Origin of the sequence: Streptomyces sp. XH2, assembly GCF_049725035.1 — a bacterium.
Classification (GTDB): Bacteria; Actinomycetota; Actinomycetes; order Streptomycetales; family Streptomycetaceae; genus Streptomyces; species Streptomyces roseoverticillatus.
The window spans coordinates 515,125-538,428 of sequence record NZ_JBMMMZ010000002.1 but is presented as its reverse complement, the minus strand read 5'-3'; the positions used below and the strand labels follow the sequence as shown (position 1 = coordinate 538,428).

Genomic DNA, 23,304 nt, shown 5'->3' with positions numbered 1-23,304 from the left:
CCGCGATGACCGACACGACACCGCCCGGGCGCGCCACCGCGGGCGACGCCCTCCGCTTCGCCTTCGGCACGCTCACCGTGCTGCCCGTCCGCCTCACCCGCTGGGACCGCGCCGCGGCGCGCGGCGGCATGCTCGCGGCGCCGCTGGCGGGGCTGGCGGTGGGAGCGGGGGCCGGCGCGGCGGGGCTGGCCCTCTCGGCCCTGGGCTCGGGGCCGCTGCTGGCGGCGGTGGCGGCGGTCGCCGTGCCGGCCGTCCTCACCCGCGGCCTGCACCTGGACGGGCTCGCGGACGTCGCGGACGGGCTGGGCAGCGGGAAGCCGGCGGAGGACGCGCTGCGCATCATGAAGCAGTCGGACATCGGGCCGTTCGGGGTCGTCACGCTCCTGCTCGTCCTGCTGGCGCAGGTGGCGGCGCTGTCCGGGGCGTACGCGGCGTCGCCGCTGCGGGGCGCGCTCGCGGCGCTCACTGCGGCCGTGGCCGCCCGCTGCGCCCTGACGCTCGCGTGCCGCCCTTCCGTGCCGGCGGCCCGGCCGGAAGGGCTGGGGGCCGCCGTGGCGGGCGCGGTGCCGCCTCGCGGCGCGCTGGCCGCGGCGCTGCTGGTTCCGGCCTCCTGCGCGGCCTGGGGCGCCTTCCTGGGCCCGTACGGCCCGCTCCGCACGGGCGTGGCGGCCGTGGCGGCCCTGCTGTGCGCGGAGCTCCTCCTACGGCGGTGCGTGCGCCGTTTCGGCGGCGTGACGGGTGACGTCTTCGGCGCCCTGGCGGAAACGGCCGCGACGGCGGCTCTGGTGGCCTTGACCCTGGGCTGAGGCGCCCTGCGGCCGCCGGCCCGGCGCCGGGTTGCCGGCCGCACGCCCTCCCACCGCGGCGGCGGAAAGAATGCGCGCCGGCCACATCACCGGGCACCCGCCCAGACCTCAACGGCGAGAACCCCGACACAACCGGCCCGACGGCGCCGGACCCGCCCGAACCGGCGACGGCACCGCCGCAATCCACCGCAGTGGCTAATCAGCGCTGCGGCAGCAGGAAATGTGCGCCGCCCACATCCCCGAGCAGCCGCACACCCTCCCCCCTCCGCAACAGCGAGAACCCCGACACAACCGGCCCGGCGGCGCCGGACCCGCCCGAGCCCGTAACGGCACCACCGAAACCCACCGCGGCAGCTGATCACCAGGCCCTCGCCCAGACCCCCTCCGAGCGCCCGCAGGGCCCCCGCAGGGCCCCCGCGGCGGAAAGAAATTCGTACCCCCGGCGGAGCCGCAACGCCATACCGGCAAAAAGTCGGTGCACTGTGAACGACACCGCCAAAGCCGCCCGGCAAGGGCACCGCATACGATGCCCGAGGTGCGGCCGGCCCACCCGCTCGGCCGAGGAAACTCAACGGAAGTAGGGACCCCACCACCGTGTCTGCTCTGACTCTCAGCACTTCCAGTGCGGCGACGCTGCGCGCGGACGCCATCGTCATCGGCGTGGCGAAGGGCCCGAAGGGCCCCGTCGTCGCCCCCGGCGCCGAAGCCGTGGACAAGGCTTTCGACGGCAAGCTGGCCGGCGTCCTGGAGACCCTCGGCGCCACCGGCGCCGAAGGGGAGGCGACCAAGCTCCCCGCCCCCTCCGGGCTGAAGGCCCCGGTCGTGCTGGCGGTCGGCCTCGGCGACGCCCCGGCGAAGGACGACGCCTTCGGCCACGAGGCGCTGCGCCGCGCCGCGGGCACCGCGGCCCGCACGCTGGCCGGCACCAAGAAGGCCGGGTTCGCCCTGCCCGTCGAGGACGCCGAGGCGGCCAACGCCGTGGCGGAGGGCGCCCTGCTGGGCGCGTACTCCTTCCGCCCGGGCGGCAACGGCGCCGCGAAGAAGGACGACAAGGCCGCGAAGAGCGCCCCGCTCGCCGAGATCGCCCTGCTCGGCGCCAAGCCGCGCGACAAGGCGTTCAAGGCCGCGGCCGACCGCGCCGTGACCGTGGCCGAGGAGGTCAACCGGGCCCGCGACCTGGTCAACATGCCGCCGAACGAGCTCGACCCGAAGGCGTTCACCGCCGCGGCCCAGACCGCCGGCAAGGAGTTCGGCCTCAAGGTCGAGGTGCTGGACGAGAAGGCCCTGCTCAAGGGCGGCTTCGGCGGCATCATGGGCGTCGGCCGCGGTTCGGACGCCCCGCCGCGCCTGGTGCGGATCGCCTACACCCACCCGAAGGCGGAGAAGACCCTCGCGTTCGTCGGCAAGGGCATCACGTACGACTCGGGCGGCATCTCCCTGAAGCCGGCCGGCCACAACGAGACCATGAAGTGCGACATGGCCGGCGCCGCCGCCGTGTTCGCCGCGGTCGTGGCGGCCGCCCGCCTGGGCCTGCAGGTCAACGTGACGGGCTGGCTGGCCCTCGCGGAGAACATGCCGTCCGGCTCGGCCACCCGCCCGGGCGACGTGCTGAAGATGTACGGCGGCAAGACCGTCGAGGTCCTCAACACGGACGCCGAGGGCCGCCTGGTCCTGGGCGACGCCCTGGCCCGCGCCTCGGAGGAGACCCCGGACGCGATCGTCGACGTCGCCACCCTGACGGGCGCGATGGTGCTCGCGCTGGGCAACCGCACCTTCGGGATCATGGCCAACGACGACGCGTTCCGCACGTCGCTGTACGAGATCGCCGAGGAGGTCGGCGAGCAGGCGTGGCCGATGCCGCTCCCCGCCGAGCTGCGCAAGGCGATGGACTCCCCGGTCGCGGACTTCGCCAACATGGGCGAGCGGATGGGCGGCGGCCTGGCCGCGGGCCTCTTCCTGAAGGAGTTCGTGGGCGAGGGCATCACCTGGGCGCACCTGGACATCGCGGGCCCGGCGTACCACGAGAGCGCCCCGTTCGGCTACACCCCGAAGGGCGGCACCGGCTCCGCGATCCGCACCCTGGTCCGGCTCGCGGAGCACACCGCGGCCGGCGACCTCGGCTGAGCCTCCCTCCCGCGAGGCTCGCACCGGGCCCGTACGCGACCCGTACGGCCGCCCGGCCCCGCGGCTTTTGCCCGGGGCCGGGCGGATTCCGTTCGCCCGTAACGAAAACCCCGTCCCGTACGCGCGAGTAACCCCCGAAGGTGACGCAACAGTCGCCTCCGGAACCGGCCCGGCGTCCCGCCGTCCGTCAACAAATGCGAAGATGTTGTCTCGGCAGGACAGGGCCCCCCTAATCACAGGGCCGAAGAAACGCGGCCGAACGACAGCCGCCGCCCGGTCATCGGTGACCGGATCCGGCGTATCCATGCATGGAGGACGTGACGTGGCGAACGACGCCAGCACCGTTTTCGACCTAGTGATCCTCGGAGGCGGTAGCGGCGGTTACGCCGCTGCCCTGCGCGGAGCGCAGCTGGGTCTGGACGTCGCCCTGATCGAGAAGAACAAGCTTGGCGGGACCTGCCTGCACAACGGCTGCATCCCCACCAAGGCGCTGCTGCACGCCGGTGAGGTCGCGGACCAGGCTCGCGAGAGCGAGCAGTTCGGTGTCAAGGCCACCTTCGAGGGCATCGACATCGCGGGCGTCCACAAGTACAAGGACGACGTGATCGCCGGCCTGTACAAGGGCCTGCAGGGTCTGGTCGCCTCCCGCAAGGTGACCTACATCGAGGGCGAGGGCCGCCTGTCGTCCCCGACCTCCGTCGACGTGAACGGCCAGCGCGTCCAGGGCCGCCACGTCCTCCTCGCGACCGGCTCCGTGCCCAAGTCGCTGCCGGGCCTGGAGATCGACGGCAACCGCATCATCTCCTCGGACCACGCGCTCGTCCTGGACCGCGTCCCGAAGTCGGCGATCATCCTGGGCGGCGGCGTCATCGGCGTCGAGTTCGCCTCCGCGTGGAAGTCCTTCGGCACCGACGTCACCATCGTCGAGGGCCTGAAGCACCTCGTCCCGGTCGAGGACGAGAACAGCTCCAAGCTGCTGGAGCGCGCGTTCCGCAAGCGCGGCATCAAGTTCAACCTCGGCACCTTCTTCCAGAAGGCGGAGTACACCGCCGACGGCGTGAAGGTCACCCTTGCGGACGGCAAGGAGTTCGAGGCCGAGGTGCTGCTGGTCGCCATCGGCCGCGGCCCGGTCTCCCAGGGCCTGGGCTACGAGGAGCAGGGCGTCGCGATGGACCGCGGCTACGTCCTCGTCGACGAGTACATGCGCACCAACGTGCCGACCATCTCGGCCGTCGGTGACCTCGTCCCGACCCTCCAGCTCGCGCACGTCGGCTTCGCAGAGGGCATCCTGGTTGCGGAGCGGCTGGCCGGTCTCAACCCCGTGCCGGTCGACTACGACGGCGTGCCGCGCGTCACGTACTGCCACCCCGAGGTCGCTTCGGTCGGCATCACCGAGGCGAAGGCCAAGGAGCTGTACGGCGCCGACAAGGTCGTCGCTCTGAAGTACAACCTCGCGGGCAACGGCAAGAGCAAGATCCTGAAGACCGCGGGCGAGATCAAGCTCGTCCAGGTCAAGGACGGTGCCGTGGTCGGCGTCCACATGGTCGGCGACCGCATGGGTGAGCAGGTCGGCGAAGCCCAGCTGATCTACAACTGGGAGGCGCTGCCGGCCGAGGTCGCGCAGCTCATCCACGCGCACCCGACGCAGAACGAGGCTCTGGGCGAGGCTCACCTGGCCCTGGCCGGCAAGCCGCTGCACTCGCACGACTAAGTCCCGAGCGCACCACATCCGCACTATTCGTAAGGAGCAACCGCAACCATGGCGGTTTCCGTAACCCTGCCGGCGCTCGGCGAGAGCGTGTCCGAGGGCACCGTCACCCGCTGGCTCAAGGCCGAGGGTGAGCGCGTGGAGGCCGACGAGCCGCTGCTCGAGGTCTCCACCGACAAGGTCGACACCGAGATCCCGGCCCCCGCGTCCGGCATCCTCGCCTCCATCAAGGTGGCCGAGGACGAGACGGTCGAGGTCGGCGCCGAGCTCGCGATCATCGACGACGGCACGGGCGCGCCCGCTGCCGCCCCGGCTCCGGCCGCTGCCGAGGCTCCGGCCCCGGCCGCCGCCGAGGCCCCCGCCGCCCCGGCTCCGGCCGAGGCCGCCCCCGTGGCCGAGGCGCCTGCCTCTCCGGCCGCCGCCGAGGCTCCGGCTGCAGGCGCCGCCGGCATCGACGTCACCCTGCCCGCGCTGGGCGAGTCGGTCACCGAGGGCACCGTCACCCGCTGGCTGAAGGCCGTGGGCGAGGAGGTCTCGGAGGACGAGCCGCTGCTCGAGGTCTCCACCGACAAGGTCGACACCGAGATCCCGGCGCCCGCCTCCGGCGTGCTGCTCGAGATCGTCGTCGGTGAGGACGAGGTCGCCGAGGTCGGCGCCAAGCTCGCCGTGATCGGCGCTGCGGGTGCGGCTCCGGCCGCTGCCGCTCCGGCCGCCCCGGCTGCTCCGGCCGCCGCTCCGGCCCCGGCCCCCGCCGCCCCGGCTGCCCCGGCCGCTCCGGCCCCGGCTCCGGCCGCTCCCGCCGCCCCGGCCCCGGCGCCGGCTGCCCCGGCCGCCCCCGTGGCCCCGGCCGCTCCGGCCGCTCCGGCCGCTCCGGCCGCCGCTGCCGCCGTCACCGACGGCGCGTACGTCACGCCGCTGGTGCGCAAGCTCGCCGCCGAGAACGCCGTGGACCTCACCTCGGTCCAGGGCACCGGCGTCGGCGGTCGCATCCGCAAGCAGGACGTCCTGGCCGCCGCCGAGGCCGCCAAGGCAGCCGCTCCGGCCGCCCCGGCCGCCGCTGCTCCGGCCGCGCCGAAGGCCGCCCCGCTGCAGGCTTCGCCGCTGCGCGGTCAGACGGTCAAGATGCCGCGCATGCGCAAGGTCATCGCCGACAACATGATGAAGGCGCTGCACGGCCAGGCTCAGCTGAGCTCCGTGATCGAGGTGGACATCACCAAGATCATGCGGATGCGCGGCAAGGCCAAGGACTCCTTCGCCCAGCGCGAGGGCGTCAAGCTGTCGCCGATGCCGTTCTTCGTCAAGGCCGCCGTCCAGGCGCTGAAGGCCTACCCGGTCATCAACGCCCGGATCAACGAGGACGAGGGCACCATCACCTACTTCGACTCCGAGAACGTCGGCATCGCCGTCGACTCGGAGAAGGGCCTGATGACCCCGGTCATCAAGGGTGCGGGTGACCTCAACATCGCGGGCATCGCCAAGAAGACGGCGGAGCTGGCCGGCAAGGTCCGCACGGGCAAGATCAGCCCGGACGAGATGTCCGGCGCGACCTTCACGATCAGCAACACCGGCTCGCGCGGTGCGCTGTTCGACACGGTCATCGTGCCGCCGAACCAGGTCGCGATCCTGGGCATCGGTGCGACCGTCAAGCGCCCGGTGGTCATCAACCACCCGGAGCTGGGCGAGACCATCGCCGTCCGCGACATGACCTACGTGACGCTCTCCTACGACCACCGTCTGGTGGACGGCGCCGACGCCGCCCGCTACCTGACCGCGGTCAAGGAGCTCCTGGAGGCCGCCGCGTTCGAGGCCGAGATCGGCCTGTAAGTCCTCGCGGCACCGGCAGGACACCTTCAGGGCGCGGCCCCGGCTCGTTTCGTACGAGCCGGGGCCGCGCTCTTGTGCACCGCCGGGATAATTGGCCTCACCGGGCCCGCACGACCGCGGACCGCCCCGCACCACCGCACCACCGCGCACCACCCCGCGTCACCCCGCGTCAGGAGCTCCTCCCATGGCCACACCCGTCGTGCACTCGCTGCGTGAGCAGATCCGTGAGCACATCCTCGAAGGGATCGTCGGCGGACGCTGGCAGCCGGGCGAGCGGATCGTCGAGCGGCGCATCGCCGCCGAGCTGGCGGTGAGCCAGACGCCGGTGCGCGAGGCGCTGCGCGAGCTGGAGTCGCTGCGGCTGATCGAGTCCTCGCCCAACAAGGGCGTCCGGGTCCGCGAGCTGACCGCCACGGACCTCAAGGAGAGCTATCCCGTACGGGCCGGCCTGGAGCAGGTGGCGGCGGAGCTGGCCGCGCCGGTGCTGGCCGAGGACGTCTCCGCGCTGGAGCCGGAGGTCGCGGCGCTGTACGCGGCGGACCGGGCGGGCGACGGGGAGGCGCAGGTCCGGCACACGGTGGCCTTCCACCGCGAGATCGTGAAGGCCGCCGGCAACGCCGTGCTGCTGCACACCTGGGAGTCGCTGGGCATCGAGGTGTGGACGACGCTGTCGATCCGCTGGCTGAGCCCGGAGCCGCGCGCGCACGCCGAGGACCACGCGGAGATCGTGGCGGCGTTCCGGCGGCGCGATCCGGCGATCGGGGAGCTGCTGAAGACGCACGTGCTGAGCTGCGCGCCGCAGATCTGAGATTTCGGTTGGGCCTCAAGGATTGATCGATCATCGATCAGAGGCGTACAGTCTCGTCCGAGCCGTCCCGTGCGCCCTGTCCTGTGTCGCGGTGCGGCTCAGAAGTGACGACAGGAGCCCGTGCGTCTTCCTGCCCTGGCTGCGCACCGGCTCCTGTCGCCACTCCCCCTTACCCTTTTGCTCATGCGTGCCGCACGGCTGATCAAGCTGGTCCTGCTGCTCCAGTCCCGGTCGTCCATGACGGGCACCGAACTGGCCCGGCAGCTGGAGGTCTCCGAGCGCACCGTCGCCCGGGACGTCCTCGCGCTGTCCGAAGCGGGCGTCCCCGTCTACGCCGACCGCGGCCGCGCGGGCGGCTACCGCCTCGTCGGCGGCTACCGCACCCGGCTGACGGGCCTCGGCCGTACGGAGGCGGAGGCGCTGTTCCTATCCGGGGTCCCCTCCGCGCTGCGCGAGATGGGTCTGGCCGACGCCGCCTCGGCCGCCCGCCTCAAGGTCTCCGCCGCCCTCCTGCCCGAGCTCCGGGGCGCCTCGGCGTCCGCTTCCCAGCGCTTCCACCTCGACGCGCCCGGCTGGTGGCGCGAAGGGGACCCGCCGGCCCTGCTGCCCGCCGTCGCGGACGCCGTCTGGGACGACCGCCCGATCACGGCCCGCTACCGGCGGCGGGAGGCGGAGGCCGAGCGCGAGCTGGAGCCGTACGGGCTCGTCCTCAAGGGCGGCATCTGGTACCTGGCGGCGCGGGCGGCGGGCGGCTTCCGCGTCTACCGCGTGGACCGCTTCACGGCCGTGGCCGCCGGGGCGGACCGCTTCGAGCGGGACGAGACGTTCGACCTGCCGGCCTTCTGGGAGGAGCGGGCGGCGGAGTTCGCCCGCTCGATCCTCCGCGACCGGGTCGGGCTGCGCCTCACCCCGGAGGGGGCGAGGCGCCTCCCCCACGTCACGGACCGCGTGGCGGCGCAGGAGGCGCTGCGGGCCGCGGGCGCACCGGACGACCGGGGCCGGGTGACGGTCACCCTGCCGGTGGAGTCCCTGGAGGTTGCCTACGAGCAGCTGCTGGGCCTGGGCCCCGAGGCGGAGGTTCTGGAACCGCAGGCCCTGCGGGACCGCTTCGCGGAGGCGGCGGCACGGGCAGCGGCCCTGTACGGCTGACCCGCCCGGACAGTCCGGGCCCCGTGTCACCGGTCACCGGTAATCCGCCTCCCGCGGCTCCTCCCCCGCCTCCAAGGCGGCGATGTACCCCCACGCATCCGGCCTCGTGCCATCCGTATCGGTGAAACCGTAGACGCGCGCCAGCTGTCCGCTGGACAGCGACTGCCCGTTCCAGCGCGCAACCTCCGCGTCACCGGCGAGCGCGGCGACCGCGCGCCCGACGTAGGCGGGGCTCTCCGAGATGCAGAAGTGCGGGTCCTCCGCGAGGGCGTCGCGCCAGGTCTCCTCGGTCACCTTCTTGTACGTGTCCAGCATCGCCTCCGACCGCAGGTATCCGGGCGTGAGGCTGACCGCGGTGCAGCCGAGGTCCCGGAGCTCCTCGGCGAGCCCCATGGCCATGCGGATCGGCGCGTGCTTGGCGAGGTCGAACGCGAGGTGGCCGCGGTACTTCGCGTTGTAGCCGGCCGTCCCGTCGGTCATCTCGACCACCAGCCCGCCGGGCCGCCGGCTCAGCAGCGGCAGCGCGCAGCGGCTGGTGATCAGGTGGGAGTCGATGCCGAGCCGCAGGATGCGCAGGTCGGCGTCCAGGTCGTGCTCCCACGACTTCCTGCTGAAGGCGTCGGGGAAGCCGACGAGGTGGTCGCCTCCCCACAGGCCGTTCACGAGCACGTCCAGCCGCCCGTGGTCCCGCTCGATGCGGGCGACGACGGCCTCCACCTGCCCGGGTTCCAGATGGTCCGCGGGCACGGCGATGCCCGTGCCGCCGGCCGCCGTCACCAGTTCGGCGGTCTCCTCGATCGTCTCGGGCCGCCCGACCTCGCTGCGGTGCCCGCGCGTGGTGCGCCCGGTCGCGTAGACGACCGCGCCGGCCCTGCCGAGCTCGACCGCCACGGCCCGGCTCGCGCCGCGGGTGGCTCCCGCCACGAGCGCCACCCTGCCCGCGAGCGGCCGGTCGTCCTGTGTGCGCGTACCCATGTCCTCGGGTCTCCTCTCGTCGGTACGACCGTGACCCTGTCACCGAATCAAGACACCTCCTGTCCTGTTTCACGCGTCACACCGCGCCCGGTGACACGCCCCGATAACGAGACGGCCGCATCCGCTGCGCTCCGCGTGCGGGGTGGGGTGCTTGGCCCGATGCTGGTGCCGTGGACGAGACGGAGTTCTGGGAGCTGATCGACGCCACGCGCGAGGCGGCCGAGGGCGACGCCGAGGACCAGGCGGACCTGCTGGTCGACCGGCTGATGCAGCTGGACCCCGAGCGCGTGCTGGACTTCGCCCGGCACTTCGAGTCCCGCTACAACCGCTCGTACACCTGGGACCTGTGGGGCGCGGCGGCCATCCTGCTGAGCGGCGCGAGCGACGACGCGTTCGACTACTTCCGGTGCTGGCTGATCGGCCAGGGCCGGGAGGTCTTCGAGGGTGCGATGCACGACCCGGACCACCTCGCCGAGCTGCTGGAGGACTTCGACGAGGAGGTCGACGGGGACGGCGAGGACCTCGGCTACGCGGCCGACGAGGCGTACGAGCAGCTCACCGGGGTGGAGACCCCGGACCTGGGGCTGCCCGACCAGCCGGCGGAGCCCCTGGGGGAACCCGTGGACCCGGAGGACGAGGCGGCGCTCGCCGAGCGCTTCCCCCGTCTGTGGGAGCGCTTCGCGGAGTGACGGCCACGGCGCCCGCCTGAAGCCCTCAGGACGTCAGGGAGCGGCCCATCAGCACGTCGTCGACGTAGGAGCCGTCCAGCAGGAACTCCCCCGGCAGCACGCCCTCCACGGCGAATCCCTCCGCCTCGTAGAGGCTGCGAGCGGGCGCGTTGTGCCCGAGCACGCGCAGCGTGAGCCGGGTCGCGCCCTGCCTCCGGGCCTCCTCGCCCGCCGCCCGCAGCAGCGCCCGGGCGATGCCGCGCCCGCGGAAGGCGTCGTCCACGACGAGGCCCTGGATCTGGCGCACGTGGGCGTTGACGGCGAGCGGCGTGGGCGGCACCAGCCGTATGTAGCCCGCGGGCCGGCCGCCGGCCTCGGCCACCAGGATCTGCTCGGGCCGGGTCCGCTCGGTGAAGAAGGGCTCGTAGGGCGGCAGGGGCCGCGGCTGGACCGCGTGCAGCGTGGACCAGCTGCGGGCGTCGAGCTCCGCCAGCGGGCGGTCGTCGGCCTCCGTGGCCGTACGGATGATCGGTTTCTCCATGGGGTCACTGTGCCAGGCACGCCCCGCCTCCCTTGTGTCATTTTTTCCGGGGCCGCGGGCAGGATGGGGCGTATGCGGATCGCGATCACCGGTTCCTCCGGGCTCATCGGCACGGCGCTCGTGCGCTCCCTGCAGGCGGACGGCCACGAGGTGGTGCGCCTCGTGCGGCGCCCGGCGCGGGCGCGGGGAGAGGTCTCCTGGGACCCCGTGCGCCAGACCGTCGACGCCGCCGGGCTCGCCGGCTGCACGGGCGTGGTGCACCTGGCGGGCGCGGGCGTGGGAGACCACCGCTGGACGGCCGCCTACAAGCAGGAGATCCGGGACAGCCGCGTCCTCGGCACCGCCGCGATCGCCGAGGCCGTCGCCTCCCTCGACACCCCGCCGCGCGTGCTGGTCAGCGGCAGCGCGATCGGCATCTACGGCGACACCGGCGACCGGCTCGCCGACGAGAGCACCCCGCCCGGGCACGGCTTCCTCGCCGACGTCTGCCAGCAGTGGGAGGAGGCCACCGTGGCCGCCGCCGAGGCGGGCGTACGGACCGTCTACGCGCGCACCGGGCTCGTCGTCTCCCGGCGGGGCGGGGCGTGGGGGAAGCTCTTCCCGCTCTTCCGGGCCGGGCTCGGGGGGCGCATGGGCAGCGGCCGTCAGTACTGGAGCTTCATCGCCCTGCAGGACCACGTCGCCGCGCTCCGGCACCTGCTGGAGGACACGTCGCTGTCCGGACCCGTCAATCTGACCGCGCCCCATCCGGTCACCAACCGTCAGGTGACCGAGGTGATGGGGCGCGTGCTGCACCGGCCCGCGCTGCTGCCCGTGCCCGCCCCCGTGCTCCGGGCGGCCCTCGGCGAGATGGCCTCCGACGTGCTGGGCAGCCAGCGGGTCGTGCCCCGGCGGCTGCTGGACTCCGGGTTCTCCTTCGCGTGCCCGGACGTCGAGAGCGCCGTACGGGCGGCGCTGGCGGACACACGGTGACCACGGACCGCGCACGGGGCCGCCGGCCGTGCTACCCACCGTGCGACCGTGCCCTGTCCGTGCGCGACTGTTATTGACCGAATTTCTCTCTACGGTCATGTCAAATCGCGCATCGCCTCTGCCCGTTGAGGGCATCAGGGCACCGAGCGAGCGGACCGAACCCGGGAGGGCACGTGCTCAGCAGCGCACGCGACACCGCTATCGACGCCGACGTCGTCATCGTGGGAGCCGGCCTCGCCGGGCTCTCGGCGGCCCACCGGCTCACGGCCGCGGGAGTGTCGGTCATCGTCCTGGAGGCCGCCCCCCGCGTGGGCGGACGGATGACCACCGACCGCGCCGACGGCTTCCTGCTGGACCGGACGGCCCAGCTGCTCAACACCTCCTTCCCGGAGCTGCTCCGCACGCCCGGCCTGGACGCCCTCGTGCTGCGGCCGTTCACCCCGGGAGTGCTCGTCCACGCCGACGGGCGCAACCAGCGCACGGGCGAACCGCGTTCCACGAAGCGCGCGTTCCCCACGGCACGGGCCTTCGCCACCGCCGCCCGCGCCTCCCGGTCGGCGCGGGCGTCCCGGGCCGGCGGCCTCGACCAGGCCCGCGTGGGCACCGCGCTGGGCCGCCTCGCGGCGCTGCCCGCCCACCGCGTCCTCGCCCGCCCCGACCGGCCCACCGCCGAGACGCTCTCCGGGCGCGGCCTGCCGGCCCGCACCGTCGAGGGGTTCCTGCGGCCCCTCCTGACGTCCCTGCTGTGCGATCCGGACCTCACCACGTCGAGCCGCTGCGCCGACCTCGTGCTGCGGGGCTACGCGCGTGGCCGGCTCTGCCTGCCGGCCGGCGGGGCGGACACCGTGCCGGCGCTGCTGGCCGCGCTGCTGCCGCCCGGCACGGTGCGGGCCGGTGTCCACGCCAAGGCCGCCTGCACGACCTCCGTGTCCACCGCCGGGCACGGTGAGCTGCGCTGCCGCTCGGTCGTCGTGGCCACCGGGGCGCGCGCCGCGGCCGAACTCATCCCGGGCCTGCGGATGCCCGGCTTCCATCCGGTGACGGTGCTGCACCACACCGCCCCCGAGCCGCCCTTGCGCGAGGCCTCGCTCATCATCGCCGCGGGGCGGCGCGGGCCCGTCGCGCACACCATGGTGGCCAGCGAGGTGGACCCGTCGCGGGCGCCCGCGGGACGGCCCCTGATCACCTCGACGGTGCTCGGCGCGGCGGCCTCGCTGCCCACCGCCGAGCTGGACCGCGCCGCGCGGGCGCAGCTCGCCCGGGTCTACGGCGCCCCCACCGGCGACTGGCAGCTCCTCGCCGCCCACCACGACCCCGAGGCCGTCCCGGCCATGCCGGCCCCGCACGACGTCCGCCGCCCGGTGCGGCTGCTGTCGGGCCTCTACGTCTGCGGCGACCACCGCGACACGAGCACGGTCCAGGGCGCCCTGTTCTCGGGCCGCAGGGCGGCCCTGGCGGTCCTCCGCGACCTGGGCATCCGGGCCCCGCAGGACTCGGAGGAACTCCAGGCGGCGTAGGGCCTCCGGCGGGGGCCCGCTCGTACGGCACCGCCGGTGTCCCCGGTGGGGGCTGGTCGCCGTCGCGGCGGGATGTTCTTGCCTGCGGCAAGGAGCCTGCCCGGCGGCTGGGCGCCCCCGGGCCACCGGAGCCCAAGAGGCCACGGCCTCTTGGACCCGCCGCAGCGGCGACCAGCCCCCACCGGAGGTGACCGGCGGTGCCGAACCAGCCCGGCCGGCCCGCACCGCAGGGCCCGCCGCAGGCGAACCGGCGGGCCCTAAAGGACCGCCACCTTCTCCCGGTACGCGCGGACCGCCGCCGCATCCCGGTACGGTTCGAGCCGCCGCTCGAAGTCCCGGATGTACTCCAGCGCCCGCACCGACCGCATCTCGGCCGCCGCCTGGGCCGCCTCCGCCCCCAGCTGGCACGCCTGCTCCAGCTCCCCGAGGCCGAGCCGCGCCGTGGCCAGCACCACGCGGCAGAAGAGCCGGCTGCGGGCGTACGCCTGGCTGCGGAGCTGCAGGGAGCGCTCGGCGTGCTGCGCCGCGGCACGGTACTGCTGCAGGTCACGGTGGCAGTGCCCGAACTCGTCGGCCAGCTGGGCCTCGTCGAAGAAGCGGGCCCAGTACGGCACGTCGTCGCCCGGGCGGGCGGACTCCAGCGCCCGCTCCGCGCGCGCCAGCGACGCCGAGCAGGCCCGTACCTCGCCGAGCACCCCGTGCCCGCGGGCCTCCACCGCGTGCAGCAGCGACTGCACCACGGACGGGGCGCTGGACCCGATGCCCTGCTGGGCGACCCTGGCCAGCTGGACGGCTTCCCGGCCGTGGCCGAGGTAGACCGCCTGGCGGCTCATGGTGACGAGCACGTAGCTGCCGTAGGAGCGGTCCCCCGCGGCCTGGGCGAGCCGCAGCGCCTGGACGAAGTAGCGCTGCGCCAGCCCGTGCGCCGCGATGTCGTACGACGTCCAGCCGGCGAGCCGGGTGAGATCGGCGACGGCGGCGAAGAGCCGGCGCCCGGTCGCCTCCCCGTACGTGCCGCGCAGCATCGGCTCGGCCTCGTGCTCCAGGTACCGCACGAGGGCCTGGCGGGCGTGCCCGCCGCCGTACGCGTGGTCGAGCGTGCGGAAGAGCTCGCCGACCGAGCGCAGGGCCGCGATGTCGCCCATCGAGACCCGGCCGCCGGGCCCGCGCTCGACGTGCCGCTGGCGGGGCTGGTGCGCGCGCCCCTGGGCCGGGACCCGGCCGCCCTCGGAGGCGGGGGCCCCGCGGGCGACCCGCTCGTCGGCCCGGCCGATCAGCCAGTCCCGGCTGGGCACCACCAGCCCGGCCGGGGTGAAGGCGATCTTCCGGAGCTCGGTGTGGCTGCCGGAGTCCTTGCGCCAGAGGCCGCTGACGATGTCAATGGCCTCTTCCGGGGACGCGGCGAATTCGAGCCCCGCGTACACCGGGGCGCAGGCGTCCAGCCCCAGGTCCTGCGCGGACAGCCGCCGCCCGAGCCGCCGGGTGAAGACCTCGGCGATCAGCGCCGGGGTGGTTCCGCGGGGCTGCTGGCCGCGCAGCCAGCGGGTGACGGACGTCTTGTCGTAACGCAGGTCGAGGCCGTGCTCAAGCCCTAACTGATCGACTCGCCGAGCCAGCCCTGCGTTGGAGAAGCCCGCCTCCGCGATCAACGCGGCGAGCTGACGGTTGGGGATGCGCTGCGGGGGTCGTTCCGTCATCAGCCTGCCGGTCTCCCTGATCTCGTTCTGGAACGGCGCGAACTTAGCGGTCCCCAACGCCCTGATCGCTCCCTTCGCCCCGCATTCATCCGATCGTGTGAGGACAGATCAAATAGACCCGGACGGCGGGCCGAGCTGCCCTCGCCTCCGGGACCGCCGGCAGCACGCCCTCCGCCCGCCGTGCGCCGCCCGCCTGCAGCGATGTCGGCGGGCGGCCGTACAGTGGCAAAGGAGCACGTCGAAAAGGGCTGAAGAGGAGCTGAGGAGCCGCCGTGAGTGAGCTGCGCTTCGTCCACCTGGGCTTCGGGGCGGACGCCGTCGAGTATCAGGAGGCGTGGCAGGAGCAGCGGCGGGTGCACGCCGCCCGGTTCGCGGACGAGGTCCCGGACACCTGCCTGCTGCTGGAGCACCCGGCGGTCTACACCGCGGGACGGCGCACGGAGGACAGCGAGCGCCCCCTGGACGGTACCCCTGTGGTTGACGTCGACCGCGGCGGAAAGATCACCTGGCACGGCCCGGGTCAGCTGGTCGGCTATCCGATCCTCAAGCTGCCGCGCCCGGTGGACGTGATCGCGCACGTGCGCCGGCTGGAGGAGGCGCTCATCCGCGCCTGCGCCGAGCTGGGCCTGGAGACCACGCGCGTGGAGGGCCGCAGCGGCGTGTGGGTGCTGGGCGATCCCGTCGAGCAGCGCCCCGCGATCGGCGGCCTGTCGCTGGACTTCGACCCGCGGCTGACGGACGAGGAGTTCGACCCCCGGCTGAACGGCCCGGAGTACGCCCCGTCCAACGCCGGCCAGCGCCGCGAGGACCGCAAGCTGGCGGCGATCGGCATCAGGATCGCCAAGGGCGTGACGATGCACGGCTTCGCGCTGAACTGTGATCCTGACAACACCTGGTTCGACCGGATCGTGCCGTGCGGCATCCGGGACGCGGGCGTGACCTCCCTCTCGAACGAGCTGGGCCGGCAGGTGACCATCGCCGAGGCCCTGCCGCTGGTGGAGAAGCACCTGCGGGAGGTCCTGGAGTCGGCGGAGCCGCGGCCGCGCGCGGTGGCGGCCGGGGCGAGCTGAGCCGGCCGGTGGGGGAATGCGTCCGGGGCTCCATGAGTTGCCCAGGGCACAGGAATGACCAGCGCAGGAAATAACGGGCGTACCCTGGTGTCCGCCGAGGAATCGAAGTCATAGGGAGCCGGACGTGTCGGCAGTCGCACCCGACGGACGCAAGATGCTGCGCTTGGAGGTCCGGAACGCCCAGACCCCCATCGAGCGCAAGCCCGAGTGGATCAAGACGCGGGCGAAGATGGGCCCCGAGTACACCTCGCTGCAGGGCCTGGTGAAGCGCGAGGGCCTGCACACCGTGTGCCAGGAGGCGGGCTGCCCCAACATCTACGAGTGCTGGGAGGACCGCGAGGCCACGTTCCTCATCGGCGGCGACCAGTGCACCCGGCGCTGTGACTTCTGCCAGATCGACACCGGCAAGCCCCAGGCCCTGGACCGGGACGAGCCGCGCCGCGTCGGCGAGTCGGTCGTCACGATGGACCTGAACTACGCCACGATCACCGGCGTCGCCCGCGACGACCTGGCCGACGGCGGCGCCTGGCTGTACGCGGAGACCGTGCGCCAGATCCACCGGCAGACCGCGGAGCGCGAGGGCGGCCGCACCAAGGTCGAGCTGCTCGCGCCGGACTTCAACGCGGTCCCCGAGCTGCTGGACGAGGTCTTCGCCTCGCGCCCCGAGGTCTTCGCGCACAACGTCGAGACCGTCCCCCGGATCTTCCGCCGCATCCGCCCCGGCTTCCGCTACGAGCGCTCGCTGGAGGTCATCACCAAGGCCCGCGAGGCCGGTCTGGTGACCAAGTCCAACCTGATCCTGGGCATGGGCGAGGAGCGCGCCGAGGTCAGCGAGGCCCTGCGCGACCTGCACGAGGCGGGCTGCGAGCTCATCACCATCACCCAGTACCTGCGGCCGTCGCCGCGGCACCACCCGGTGGAGCGCTGGGTGAAGCCGCACGAGTTCGTCGAGCTGAAGGAGGAGGCGGAGGAGATCGGCTACGCCGGTGTCATGTCCGGCCCCCTGGTCCGTTCGTCGTACCGCGCCGGGCGCCTGTACCAGCAGGCGATGGAGCGGCGCGCCGCCGCCCCGTCGACCCAGGCGGTCGGACCTGCGGCTTCGACTCTGCGGATGCTTGTGGACGCGGCCCGTGCCGCCCCTGCCGGACGGGGGGGGACGGTACGGGCCGCGTCAACGTTTCATAGGTGTTTGACCAAGAGGTCATCCATTGGTAACACCGTTCCGTGACGATGGGGGCACGCACAGCAGTTCCCCGTACGCACACAACTCCGTACATTCCTCATCCGCACGCCGCATTCCTCGTCCATACGGCCCTTCCCCGCCGGTACACACCTCCAGCCCCCCGCTGCCCACTGTTCACTTCCGCTCCCGAGGGGACAACGACATGCAGGCCGCGCCCGCCCACGCAGCCCCGGCGACAGCCACCCGCGCCGCTTCCACCCTGCCCGCCACCCTCTCCGTACGGCCCCCGTCCGTCACCGGCGCCCTGCGGGCCCTGGAGGGACTGCTGATGCGCCGCGGCCAGCGCACCGCACGGCGTAACGCCTGGACCGCGGTGCTGGAGGACCGCCGCCGGGCCAAGGACCGGCGCGAGGCACAGCACGTGCTGGAGGCCGTGGCGGCCCCCGGTCCGCAGGCGACGTAAACTTCGCCTTATGGCGAGGAAGGCAACACCTGAGAAGCAGGCTGAGAAGCAGGGGCGACTGCAGCAGATCGTCCTGTCCTACAAGATGACGCGAGAGGCTGACCCGAAGGTCGGTCTGGTCGTCGCCGGCGTGGGCATCGTGACCCTCGGTGTCCTGCTCGCCGTGGGCTTCGCGATCGGCCACCCCGTCTACCTGGGCATTCTCGGCGTCCTGCTGGCGTTCCTCGCGATGGCGATCGTCTTCGGGCAGCGCGCCCAGCGCGCCTACCAGGGCAAGATCGAGGGCCAGGTGGGCGCGGCCGCGGCCATCCTGGAGCAGCAGATGGGCCGGAAGTGGACGACGACGTCCCCCGTGGCGTTCAGCCGTGAGGGGGACATGGTCCACCGCGCGGTCAGCAAGGCCGGCATCGTGCTCATCGGCGAGGGCAACCCCGGCCGGGTCAAGGGCCTGCTGGCGGCCGAGAAGCGCAAGATGGCGCGCGTCGTGACGGACGTCCCCGTGCACGACTACATCATCGGCAACGCCGAGGGTCAGCTGCCGCTGAAGAAGATGCGCATGACGCTGGCGAAGCTGCCGCAGGTGGTCCCGGGCGACAAGGTCACGGCGACGACCGACCGGCTGCGGGCGCTGGGCGACCCGATGAAGAACATGCCGATCCCGAAGGGTCCGCTGCCCAAGGGCGCGCGGATGCCGAAGGGCCGCTGAGGAAGCGGAACGAGCACAGACGAGGGCGGGGCCGGAATCGAAAGATTCCGGCCCCGCCCTCGTCTGTGCGGCGTCCGTGCGGCGCTTCTATGCTGCCAGGTGCTTCTGTGCTGCCAGGTGCTTCTGTGCCGCCGGGTGTCCGTGGCGTCAGGGCCCGTGTGTCAGATCCGCACCTGGACGGCGCGGGCGAGGCGGTCGTGGAGCCCGCGGGTGTCACGGTCCCAGATGACGGCCGGGATGACGACGGCGAGGAGTACGCTGCGGAAGAGGACGCGGGGCAGGGTGAGCCGTCCCCCGCCCTCGGCGATGACCCGCAGCCCGAGGAGGCGCTTCCCGGGGGTGCAGCCGACCGTACCGACAGTGACGACACTGAGTACGAAGAAGATCAGCAGGGCCCAGTTGCCCGCCTGCTGGGGCTTGCCGTCCGCGAGGAAGGCGTAGGCGATGAGCATGCACAGCGCCCAGTCGATGAAGAGGGCGCCGAAGCGCCGTCCGAGCGGGGCGATGGAGCCGGGCCCGTCCGCCGGGAGCCCGAGGCGCTCGCCCCGGTGCCCGAAGTCGACGCCCATCTCCTCGGCGGCCGCGCGCGGGCCGGAGAGCCATGAGCCGATTGCTTGCCTGTTGTCCACCCGTCCACGGTACTGCGCCCGCATTCGTACCCCCGGGCCCGGGGGTCGCCCGCGCGCGCTCCGCGGCGTCTCCGAGTCCGTTCCGCGCGCGTGTTTCACGGCACATCCGGGGCGCACCCCGGTTAACCTCGGCGAAACAAATGGGTCATGCCCGGGAAATCCCGTCTCTCTAGGGTCGGCCGCAGCGCGCCAGTGCGATACGGACCGCGCCACCGAAGCAATCCCCGACCGCGTGCGGCCGGGCTAGGAGGAGTTGGATGTTCCAGAACGCCGACGAGGCCAAGAAGTTCATCTCGGATGAGGACGTCAAGTTCGTCGACGTCCGATTCTGCGACCTGCCTGGCGTGATGCAGCACTTCACGATCCCGGCCGCGGCCTTCGACCCGGACGACGAGCTGGCCTTCGACGGCTCCTCCATCCGCGGCTTCCAGGCCATCCACGAGTCCGACATGGCTCTGCGCGCGGACCTGTCCACGGCCCGGATGGACCCGTTCCGCCGGGACAAGACGCTCAACATCAACTTCTTTATCCACGACCCGATCACGGGCGAGCAGTACAGCCGCGACCCGCGCAACATCGCCAAGAAGGCCGAGGCCTACCTCGCCTCCACCGGCATCGCGGACACCGCGTACTTCGGCCCGGAGGCGGAGTTCTACGTCTTCGACAGCGTGCGCTTCAACACCGCCGCGAACGAGTCCTTCTACCACATCGACTCCGAAGCCGGCGCCTGGAACACCGGTGCGGTCGAGGACAACCGCGGTTACAAGGTCCGTTACAAGGGCGGCTACTTCCCGGCCCCGCCGGTCGACCACTTCGCCGACCTGCGCGCCGAGATCTCCCTGGAGCTGGACAAGGCCGGCCTGCAGGTCGAGCGCCAGCACCACGAGGTCGGCACCGCCGGCCAGGCCGAGATCAACTACAAGTTCAACACGCTGCTCGCCGCCGCCGACGACCTGATGCTCTTCAAGTACATCGTGAAGAACGTCGCCTGGCGCAACGGCAAGACCGCGACCTTCATGCCGAAGCCGATCTTCGGCGACAACGGCTCGGGCATGCACGTCCACCAGTCCCTGTGGACCGGCGGCGAGCCCCTCTTCTACGACGAGCAGGGCTACGCCGGCCTCTCGGACACCGCCCGCTACTACATCGGCGGCATCCTCAAGCACGCCCCGTCGCTGCTGGCCTTCACCAACCCGACGGTGAACTCCTACCACCGCCTGGTCCCCGGCTTCGAGGCCCCGGTCAACCTGGTCTACTCCCAGCGCAACCGCTCCGCCGCGATGCGCATCCCGATCACGGGCTCCAACCCGAAGGCCAAGCGCGTCGAGTTCCGCGCCCCGGACCCGTCCTCGAACCCCTACCTCGCCTTCTCGGCCCTCCTCCTGGCCGGCCTCGACGGCGTCAAGAACAAGATCGAGCCCGCCGAGCCGATCGACAAGGACCTCTACGAGCTCGCCCCCGACGAGCACGCGAACGTCCCCCAGGTCCCGACCTCCCTCCCGGCCGTCCTCGACGCCCTGGAGCAGGACAACGAGTACCTCCAGGCCGGCGGCGTCTTCACCTCCGACCTGATCGAGACCTGGATCGACTACAAGCGCACCAACGAGATCGCCCCGATCCAGCTGCGCCCGCACCCGCACGAGTTCGAGATGTACTTCGACATCTAAGAACCCCAGGGGTCAGAGCGAATTCCGCCGGCCGTGCCCTTCCCTTTCGGGAAAGGGCACGGCTGGCGGCCTTTTCGTCTCACCCGTTCGGCCTAACGCCGTCCGTGCCCGTCCCGCCCCATGATGTCCTCAATCGACTTTCGGCCGAGGAAAGGGGCCCGGGATGAGCGACGCAGGAGCCGTCCCCGCGTACAACGTCGATGTGAAGCTCGCCGTCAGGAACGACCCCGATAGGTCCCAGTTCATCAACATGACCATCGACTCCGTCCCCACCGGGTCCACCCGGCTCCGGGGAACGTGGCGCGGCGCCCGCGTCTTCGTTCCCTCCCAGGGCGGAGAGTTCAACTGGGACGGCAGGGCGGGGCAGGAACTCGTCGAGGCCTTCGACGGCCCGGCGTCCGCCGCGCGCGTCGTGCTCGGCCTGGAGAAGTTCGTCGGAGCCCCGGGCAAGCTCCCGGGACGGGGCTCCAACGGCACGGGGGTGGTCTTCGACCCGGACGACCCGGCCTTCCGCCTGGACATCACGTGGCGGATCGCCTGACGGCCGCAGGGCGTCCTACTTGGGCTGCTCCACCAGGCGGACCGTGCTGAGGATCTTGCGGAGGGTGCCGTCCGGGAGTTCGTCCGGCACGCCCTTCGCGCCGAAGATCGTCCAGGACGTGTACTCGTTGCCCTTGGGGTTCTTGAAGACGAAGGCGGTGGCCTTGCCGTCGGAGTCGCACTTGCCCTTCTTCGGGGCGCCCGAGGAGGAGGCCGTGACCAGCGTGCCGGACAGACCGGACTTGGTGGTGTACAGCTCCGCCGGGCCGGACTTGATCTTCTTCTTGTCGGGCTGGGTGTAGAAGCCGTAGAGCCACGCCTCGGCGTTGGCGCGGGCGGCGTCTCCCGGTTCCCGGCCGTCGCGCTCACCGCGGGAGCCCGCCGCGGCGAGGGCCGTGTTCTCCTTCTTGTCGCCGCTGCCGGAGCTGCACCACGTCGGGTTGAGCAGCGCCGGCGCCATGAAGGCGACGAGCGGCTTGTCTTCGGGGTCGCCCTTTTCGGAGACGTAGGTGACCCAGTCGGTCTCCTTGCGGTCCCACTCGGGGGGCACGTCGAAGGCGACGCCCTTCGCGGGGTTGGTGACGACCTTCCAGCCGGGGACGACCGGCTTGGGGTCGTGGTCCGCGCGGGGGTTGTCGGCGCTCGCCGAGGCGGTGGGTTCCGTGCTGTGCCGGGCGGGGGCGGGCTTCGGGTCCTTCGCCTCGGCGTCCTTGCCGCCGCCCAGGACGAGGAAGCCGGTGACACCCGCGGCGATGACGACGGCCGTCGCCGCGGCGATGGCGATGAGCTTCGTCCTGTTTCCCCCGCCCTGCGGCGGCCTGCCCTGGGGCGGCTGAGAAGGCCCGTACGGGCCCGGCTGCTGATACGGATTCGGTTGCCCGCCCTGCGGGTTTCCGCCACCCCCCGGCGGCTGCTGTCCTTGCCACATGGGGTGCAAGCCTACGCGGCGGTCCGCGGGTGGCCCGCGGCGCCCGCCCGGCCGTTTCAGCGCGTGGTGCGGCCGCCGTCAGCGCGTGGTGTAGCCGCCGTTGATGAAGAGCGTCTGGCCGTTGAGCCACCAGCCGTCCGTCAGCAGGAACTTCACGTACGGGACGATGTCCTCGATCTTGGTGAGGTCGCCGTTCATGGACGAGGACTTGTGGTACGCGACGGAGTCGTCCGTCTCGGCCGGGTAGAAGAACGAGGTGTCCATCGGCCCGGGGGCGATGTTGTTCACCGAGATGTTCCGCCCGAAGAGCTCCTTGGAGAGCGCGCGGGTGAAGTGCTCGACGGGGGCCTTGCTGCCGGCGTAGACGGAGTAGAGGCCGGTGTAGGCGGCGAGCAGGGAGGTCACGATGGTGACGATGGATCCGTCGCGCTCGATGCGCTTGGCGGCCTCGCGCATCATGAAGTACGCCGCCTTGCTGTTGACGGCGAACATCTTGTCGAACTCCTCCTCCGAGGTCTCGGTCATCGGCTTCTTGATGACCATGCCGGCGGTGTTCACCATGTGGTCGACCCTGCCGAACGCCTGCACCGCCGCGTCGAAGAGCCTCCCGACCTCGGCGACCTTCGTCAGGTCGCCCTGGTGGGCGAAGGCGTCGCCGCCGGCCTTCTTCACGTCGGCCACGGTCTGCTCGGCCTTGTCGCGCGAGGAGTCGCTGTTGTAGTGGACGACGACCTTGGCGCCGTCCGCGGCGATCTCGCGGGCGATGAGGCCGCCGAGGTTCTTCGACGCGCCGCCGATGACGACGACCTTGTCCTTGAGCGTACGAGCAGGCATGGCTGGCCTCTCCCAGTGACGACACGGCGGTCCGCCCCTCTTGTCACGTTATGTGCAAGTGCGGCGGTTCGCATGCGGGCACCGGGAGGGGCCCTCCGTCACTCACTCCTGTCAGTAGTTGGCGGCGTCGTGGATGAGGGAGCGCACCGCCCGGCACGTCGTGTCGGAGGGCGAGTGGACGCCGATGCGGACCGCCGTGGCCCGTATCCGGCGGTTGCTCGCCTGCTCCGGGCGGTACACCCCGGAGTGCAGGAGGGCGATCGCGAGGCGCATCGCCTTCAGCTGGCGGTTGTGGGACTCGTACCAGCCGCGCGGGCGGCCCGCGGGCATGGGCTTCTTCGGCAGCGTGGCAAGGCTCGGGAGATCGGGAAGAGTGGGTGCGGCTACGGCCATCGGCGTTCCTCCTGAGGGGGGTTCACAACCTCTCTCGTATGCCTTCGATTTTACCGCCCCCCACTGACAATCGCCCCAGCTCAGACGGGATTTGACAGGGGT

The 23,304-nt window shown here is 72.5% G+C and carries 21 protein-coding genes and 1 pseudogene; 15 read left to right on the top strand and 7 right to left on the bottom strand.

The window, feature by feature from the left end; translation table 11 throughout:
- Window positions 1–5 precede the first annotated feature (5 nt).
- From ACOTKD_RS06040 to ACOTKD_RS06015, 6 genes are all read left to right on the top strand, one after another.
- The gene (locus ACOTKD_RS06040; RefSeq protein WP_424887811.1) at window positions 6–806 is read left to right on the top strand and encodes an adenosylcobinamide-GDP ribazoletransferase; all 801 of its coding nucleotides are present in this window, start codon (window positions 6–8) and stop codon (window positions 804–806) included.
- Window positions 807–1,400: 594 nt separating this feature from the next.
- A complete protein-coding gene (locus ACOTKD_RS06035) occupies window positions 1,401–2,930 on the top strand; it encodes a leucyl aminopeptidase (protein WP_424887810.1) in 1,530 nt (509 codons plus the stop codon).
- 322 nt (window positions 2,931–3,252) lie between these two features.
- Entirely contained in the window at window positions 3,253–4,641 is a 1,389-nt protein-coding gene (gene lpdA, locus ACOTKD_RS06030; RefSeq protein ID WP_030364620.1) for a dihydrolipoyl dehydrogenase, read from the top strand.
- A gap of 48 nt (window positions 4,642–4,689) precedes the next feature.
- On the top strand, window positions 4,690–6,462 hold the full coding sequence (gene sucB / locus ACOTKD_RS06025; protein ID WP_424887809.1) for a 2-oxoglutarate dehydrogenase, E2 component, dihydrolipoamide succinyltransferase: 1,773 nt from the start codon (window positions 4,690–4,692) through the stop codon (window positions 6,460–6,462).
- Between the two features lie 184 nt (window positions 6,463–6,646).
- Window positions 6,647–7,270, top strand: coding sequence for a GntR family transcriptional regulator (locus ACOTKD_RS06020; protein ID WP_424887808.1), 624 nt, complete (start codon window positions 6,647–6,649; stop codon window positions 7,268–7,270).
- A 183-nt stretch (window positions 7,271–7,453) separates the two neighbouring features.
- Window positions 7,454–8,419: a helix-turn-helix transcriptional regulator gene (locus ACOTKD_RS06015; RefSeq protein ID WP_424887807.1), complete on the top strand. Its 966-nt coding sequence runs from the start codon at window positions 7,454–7,456 to the stop codon at window positions 8,417–8,419.
- Window positions 8,420–8,452: 33 nt separating this feature from the next.
- Here the strand turns inward: ACOTKD_RS06015 and ACOTKD_RS06010 are convergent, their stop codons facing one another.
- Window positions 8,453–9,394 (bottom strand): SDR family oxidoreductase, encoded by a 942-nt coding sequence (locus ACOTKD_RS06010; RefSeq protein ID WP_424887806.1) that lies wholly within the window; start codon window positions 9,392–9,394, stop codon window positions 8,453–8,455.
- 170 nt (window positions 9,395–9,564) lie between these two features.
- Between ACOTKD_RS06010 and ACOTKD_RS06005 the strand changes: the two genes are divergently transcribed.
- Window positions 9,565–10,083 (top strand): DUF4240 domain-containing protein, encoded by a 519-nt coding sequence (locus ACOTKD_RS06005; protein WP_424887805.1) that lies wholly within the window; start codon window positions 9,565–9,567, stop codon window positions 10,081–10,083.
- Window positions 10,084–10,108: 25 nt separating this feature from the next.
- Here ACOTKD_RS06005 and ACOTKD_RS06000 read toward each other — a convergent pair whose 3' ends face one another.
- Complete coding sequence (locus ACOTKD_RS06000; RefSeq protein WP_424887804.1) at window positions 10,109–10,603, bottom strand: N-acetyltransferase family protein; 495 nt, start codon at window positions 10,601–10,603, stop codon at window positions 10,109–10,111.
- A 63-nt stretch (window positions 10,604–10,666) separates the two neighbouring features.
- On the opposite strand from ACOTKD_RS06000, the gene ACOTKD_RS05995 reads away from it, so the two are divergent.
- Both ACOTKD_RS05995 and ACOTKD_RS05990 read left to right on the top strand, forming a co-directional pair.
- Entirely contained in the window at window positions 10,667–11,575 is a 909-nt protein-coding gene (locus ACOTKD_RS05995) for a TIGR01777 family oxidoreductase (protein ID WP_424887803.1), read from the top strand.
- A gap of 173 nt (window positions 11,576–11,748) precedes the next feature.
- Window positions 11,749–13,092 (top strand): NAD(P)/FAD-dependent oxidoreductase, encoded by a 1,344-nt coding sequence (locus tag ACOTKD_RS05990; protein WP_424887802.1) that lies wholly within the window; start codon window positions 11,749–11,751, stop codon window positions 13,090–13,092.
- Between the two features lie 257 nt (window positions 13,093–13,349).
- Here ACOTKD_RS05990 and ACOTKD_RS05985 read toward each other — a convergent pair whose 3' ends face one another.
- A complete protein-coding gene (locus ACOTKD_RS05985) occupies window positions 13,350–14,789 on the bottom strand; it encodes a hypothetical protein (RefSeq protein ID WP_030364611.1) in 1,440 nt (479 codons plus the stop codon).
- Between the two features lie 272 nt (window positions 14,790–15,061).
- Between ACOTKD_RS05985 and lipB the strand changes: the two genes are divergently transcribed.
- The 4 genes and pseudogenes from lipB (at window position 15,062) to ACOTKD_RS05965 (ending at window position 18,211) form a co-directional block, all read left to right on the top strand.
- A complete protein-coding gene (gene lipB, locus ACOTKD_RS05980) occupies window positions 15,062–15,859 on the top strand; it encodes a lipoyl(octanoyl) transferase LipB (protein WP_424887801.1) in 798 nt (265 codons plus the stop codon).
- Between the two features lie 124 nt (window positions 15,860–15,983).
- Window positions 15,984–16,946, top strand: a pseudogene (gene lipA / locus ACOTKD_RS05975) (lipoyl synthase); the annotation flags it as partial.
- A 298-nt stretch (window positions 16,947–17,244) separates the two neighbouring features.
- Window positions 17,245–17,505 carry a hypothetical protein gene (locus tag ACOTKD_RS05970; RefSeq protein ID WP_424887800.1) on the top strand — a complete coding sequence of 87 codons (261 nt, stop codon included), beginning with the start codon at window positions 17,245–17,247 and terminating at the stop codon, window positions 17,503–17,505.
- 10 nt (window positions 17,506–17,515) lie between these two features.
- Entirely contained in the window at window positions 17,516–18,211 is a 696-nt protein-coding gene (locus ACOTKD_RS05965; RefSeq protein ID WP_424887799.1) for a DUF4191 domain-containing protein, read from the top strand.
- Window positions 18,212–18,372: 161 nt separating this feature from the next.
- On the opposite strand, the gene ACOTKD_RS05960 is transcribed toward ACOTKD_RS05965, so the two are convergent.
- Window positions 18,373–18,840, bottom strand: coding sequence for an RDD family protein (locus ACOTKD_RS05960; RefSeq protein ID WP_424887798.1), 468 nt, complete (start codon window positions 18,838–18,840; stop codon window positions 18,373–18,375).
- Between the two features lie 257 nt (window positions 18,841–19,097).
- Here ACOTKD_RS05960 and glnA point away from each other — a divergent pair, with 257 nt between their 5' ends.
- Together glnA and ACOTKD_RS05950 are read left to right on the top strand one after the other, a co-directional pair.
- Complete coding sequence (gene glnA / locus ACOTKD_RS05955; protein ID WP_424887797.1) at window positions 19,098–20,507, top strand: type I glutamate--ammonia ligase; 1,410 nt, start codon at window positions 19,098–19,100, stop codon at window positions 20,505–20,507.
- Between the two features lie 163 nt (window positions 20,508–20,670).
- Window positions 20,671–21,048: a hypothetical protein gene (locus ACOTKD_RS05950; RefSeq protein ID WP_424887796.1), complete on the top strand. Its 378-nt coding sequence runs from the start codon at window positions 20,671–20,673 to the stop codon at window positions 21,046–21,048.
- A 15-nt stretch (window positions 21,049–21,063) separates the two neighbouring features.
- On the opposite strand, the gene ACOTKD_RS05945 is transcribed toward ACOTKD_RS05950, so the two are convergent.
- From ACOTKD_RS05945 to ACOTKD_RS05935, 3 genes are all read right to left on the bottom strand, one after another.
- Window positions 21,064–21,975: a hypothetical protein gene (locus ACOTKD_RS05945; protein WP_424887795.1), complete on the bottom strand. Its 912-nt coding sequence runs from the start codon at window positions 21,973–21,975 to the stop codon at window positions 21,064–21,066.
- Window positions 21,976–22,053: 78 nt separating this feature from the next.
- A complete protein-coding gene (locus ACOTKD_RS05940) occupies window positions 22,054–22,809 on the bottom strand; it encodes an SDR family oxidoreductase (RefSeq protein WP_424887794.1) in 756 nt (251 codons plus the stop codon).
- Between the two features lie 111 nt (window positions 22,810–22,920).
- Window positions 22,921–23,202: a hypothetical protein gene (locus tag ACOTKD_RS05935; protein WP_424887793.1), complete on the bottom strand. Its 282-nt coding sequence runs from the start codon at window positions 23,200–23,202 to the stop codon at window positions 22,921–22,923.
- Between the last annotated feature and the right edge of the window lie 102 nt (window positions 23,203–23,304).

Coding starts and splice junctions, on each gene's coding strand:
- ACOTKD_RS06040 (WP_424887811.1), top strand. CDS start 6: ATGACCGACACGACACCGCCCGGGCGCGCCACCGCGGGCGACGCCCTC.
- sucB (WP_424887809.1), top strand. CDS start 4,690: ATGGCGGTTTCCGTAACCCTGCCGGCGCTCGGCGAGAGCGTGTCCGAG.
- ACOTKD_RS06020 (WP_424887808.1), top strand. CDS start 6,647: ATGGCCACACCCGTCGTGCACTCGCTGCGTGAGCAGATCCGTGAGCAC.
- ACOTKD_RS06015 (WP_424887807.1), top strand. CDS start 7,454: ATGCGTGCCGCACGGCTGATCAAGCTGGTCCTGCTGCTCCAGTCCCGG.
- ACOTKD_RS06010 (WP_424887806.1), bottom strand. CDS start 9,394: ATGGGTACGCGCACACAGGACGACCGGCCGCTCGCGGGCAGGGTGGCG.
- ACOTKD_RS06000 (WP_424887804.1), bottom strand. CDS start 10,603: ATGGAGAAACCGATCATCCGTACGGCCACGGAGGCCGACGACCGCCCG.
- ACOTKD_RS05995 (WP_424887803.1), top strand. CDS start 10,667: ATGGGGCGTATGCGGATCGCGATCACCGGTTCCTCCGGGCTCATCGGC.
- ACOTKD_RS05985 (WP_030364611.1), bottom strand. CDS start 14,789: ATGACGGAACGACCCCCGCAGCGCATCCCCAACCGTCAGCTCGCCGCG.
- ACOTKD_RS05970 (WP_424887800.1), top strand. CDS start 17,245: ATGCAGGCCGCGCCCGCCCACGCAGCCCCGGCGACAGCCACCCGCGCC.
- ACOTKD_RS05965 (WP_424887799.1), top strand. CDS start 17,516: ATGGCGAGGAAGGCAACACCTGAGAAGCAGGCTGAGAAGCAGGGGCGA.
- glnA (WP_424887797.1), top strand. CDS start 19,098: ATGTTCCAGAACGCCGACGAGGCCAAGAAGTTCATCTCGGATGAGGAC.
- ACOTKD_RS05950 (WP_424887796.1), top strand. CDS start 20,671: ATGAGCGACGCAGGAGCCGTCCCCGCGTACAACGTCGATGTGAAGCTC.
- ACOTKD_RS05945 (WP_424887795.1), bottom strand. CDS start 21,975: ATGTGGCAAGGACAGCAGCCGCCGGGGGGTGGCGGAAACCCGCAGGGC.
- ACOTKD_RS05940 (WP_424887794.1), bottom strand. CDS start 22,809: ATGCCTGCTCGTACGCTCAAGGACAAGGTCGTCGTCATCGGCGGCGCG.
- ACOTKD_RS05935 (WP_424887793.1), bottom strand. CDS start 23,202: ATGGCCGTAGCCGCACCCACTCTTCCCGATCTCCCGAGCCTTGCCACG.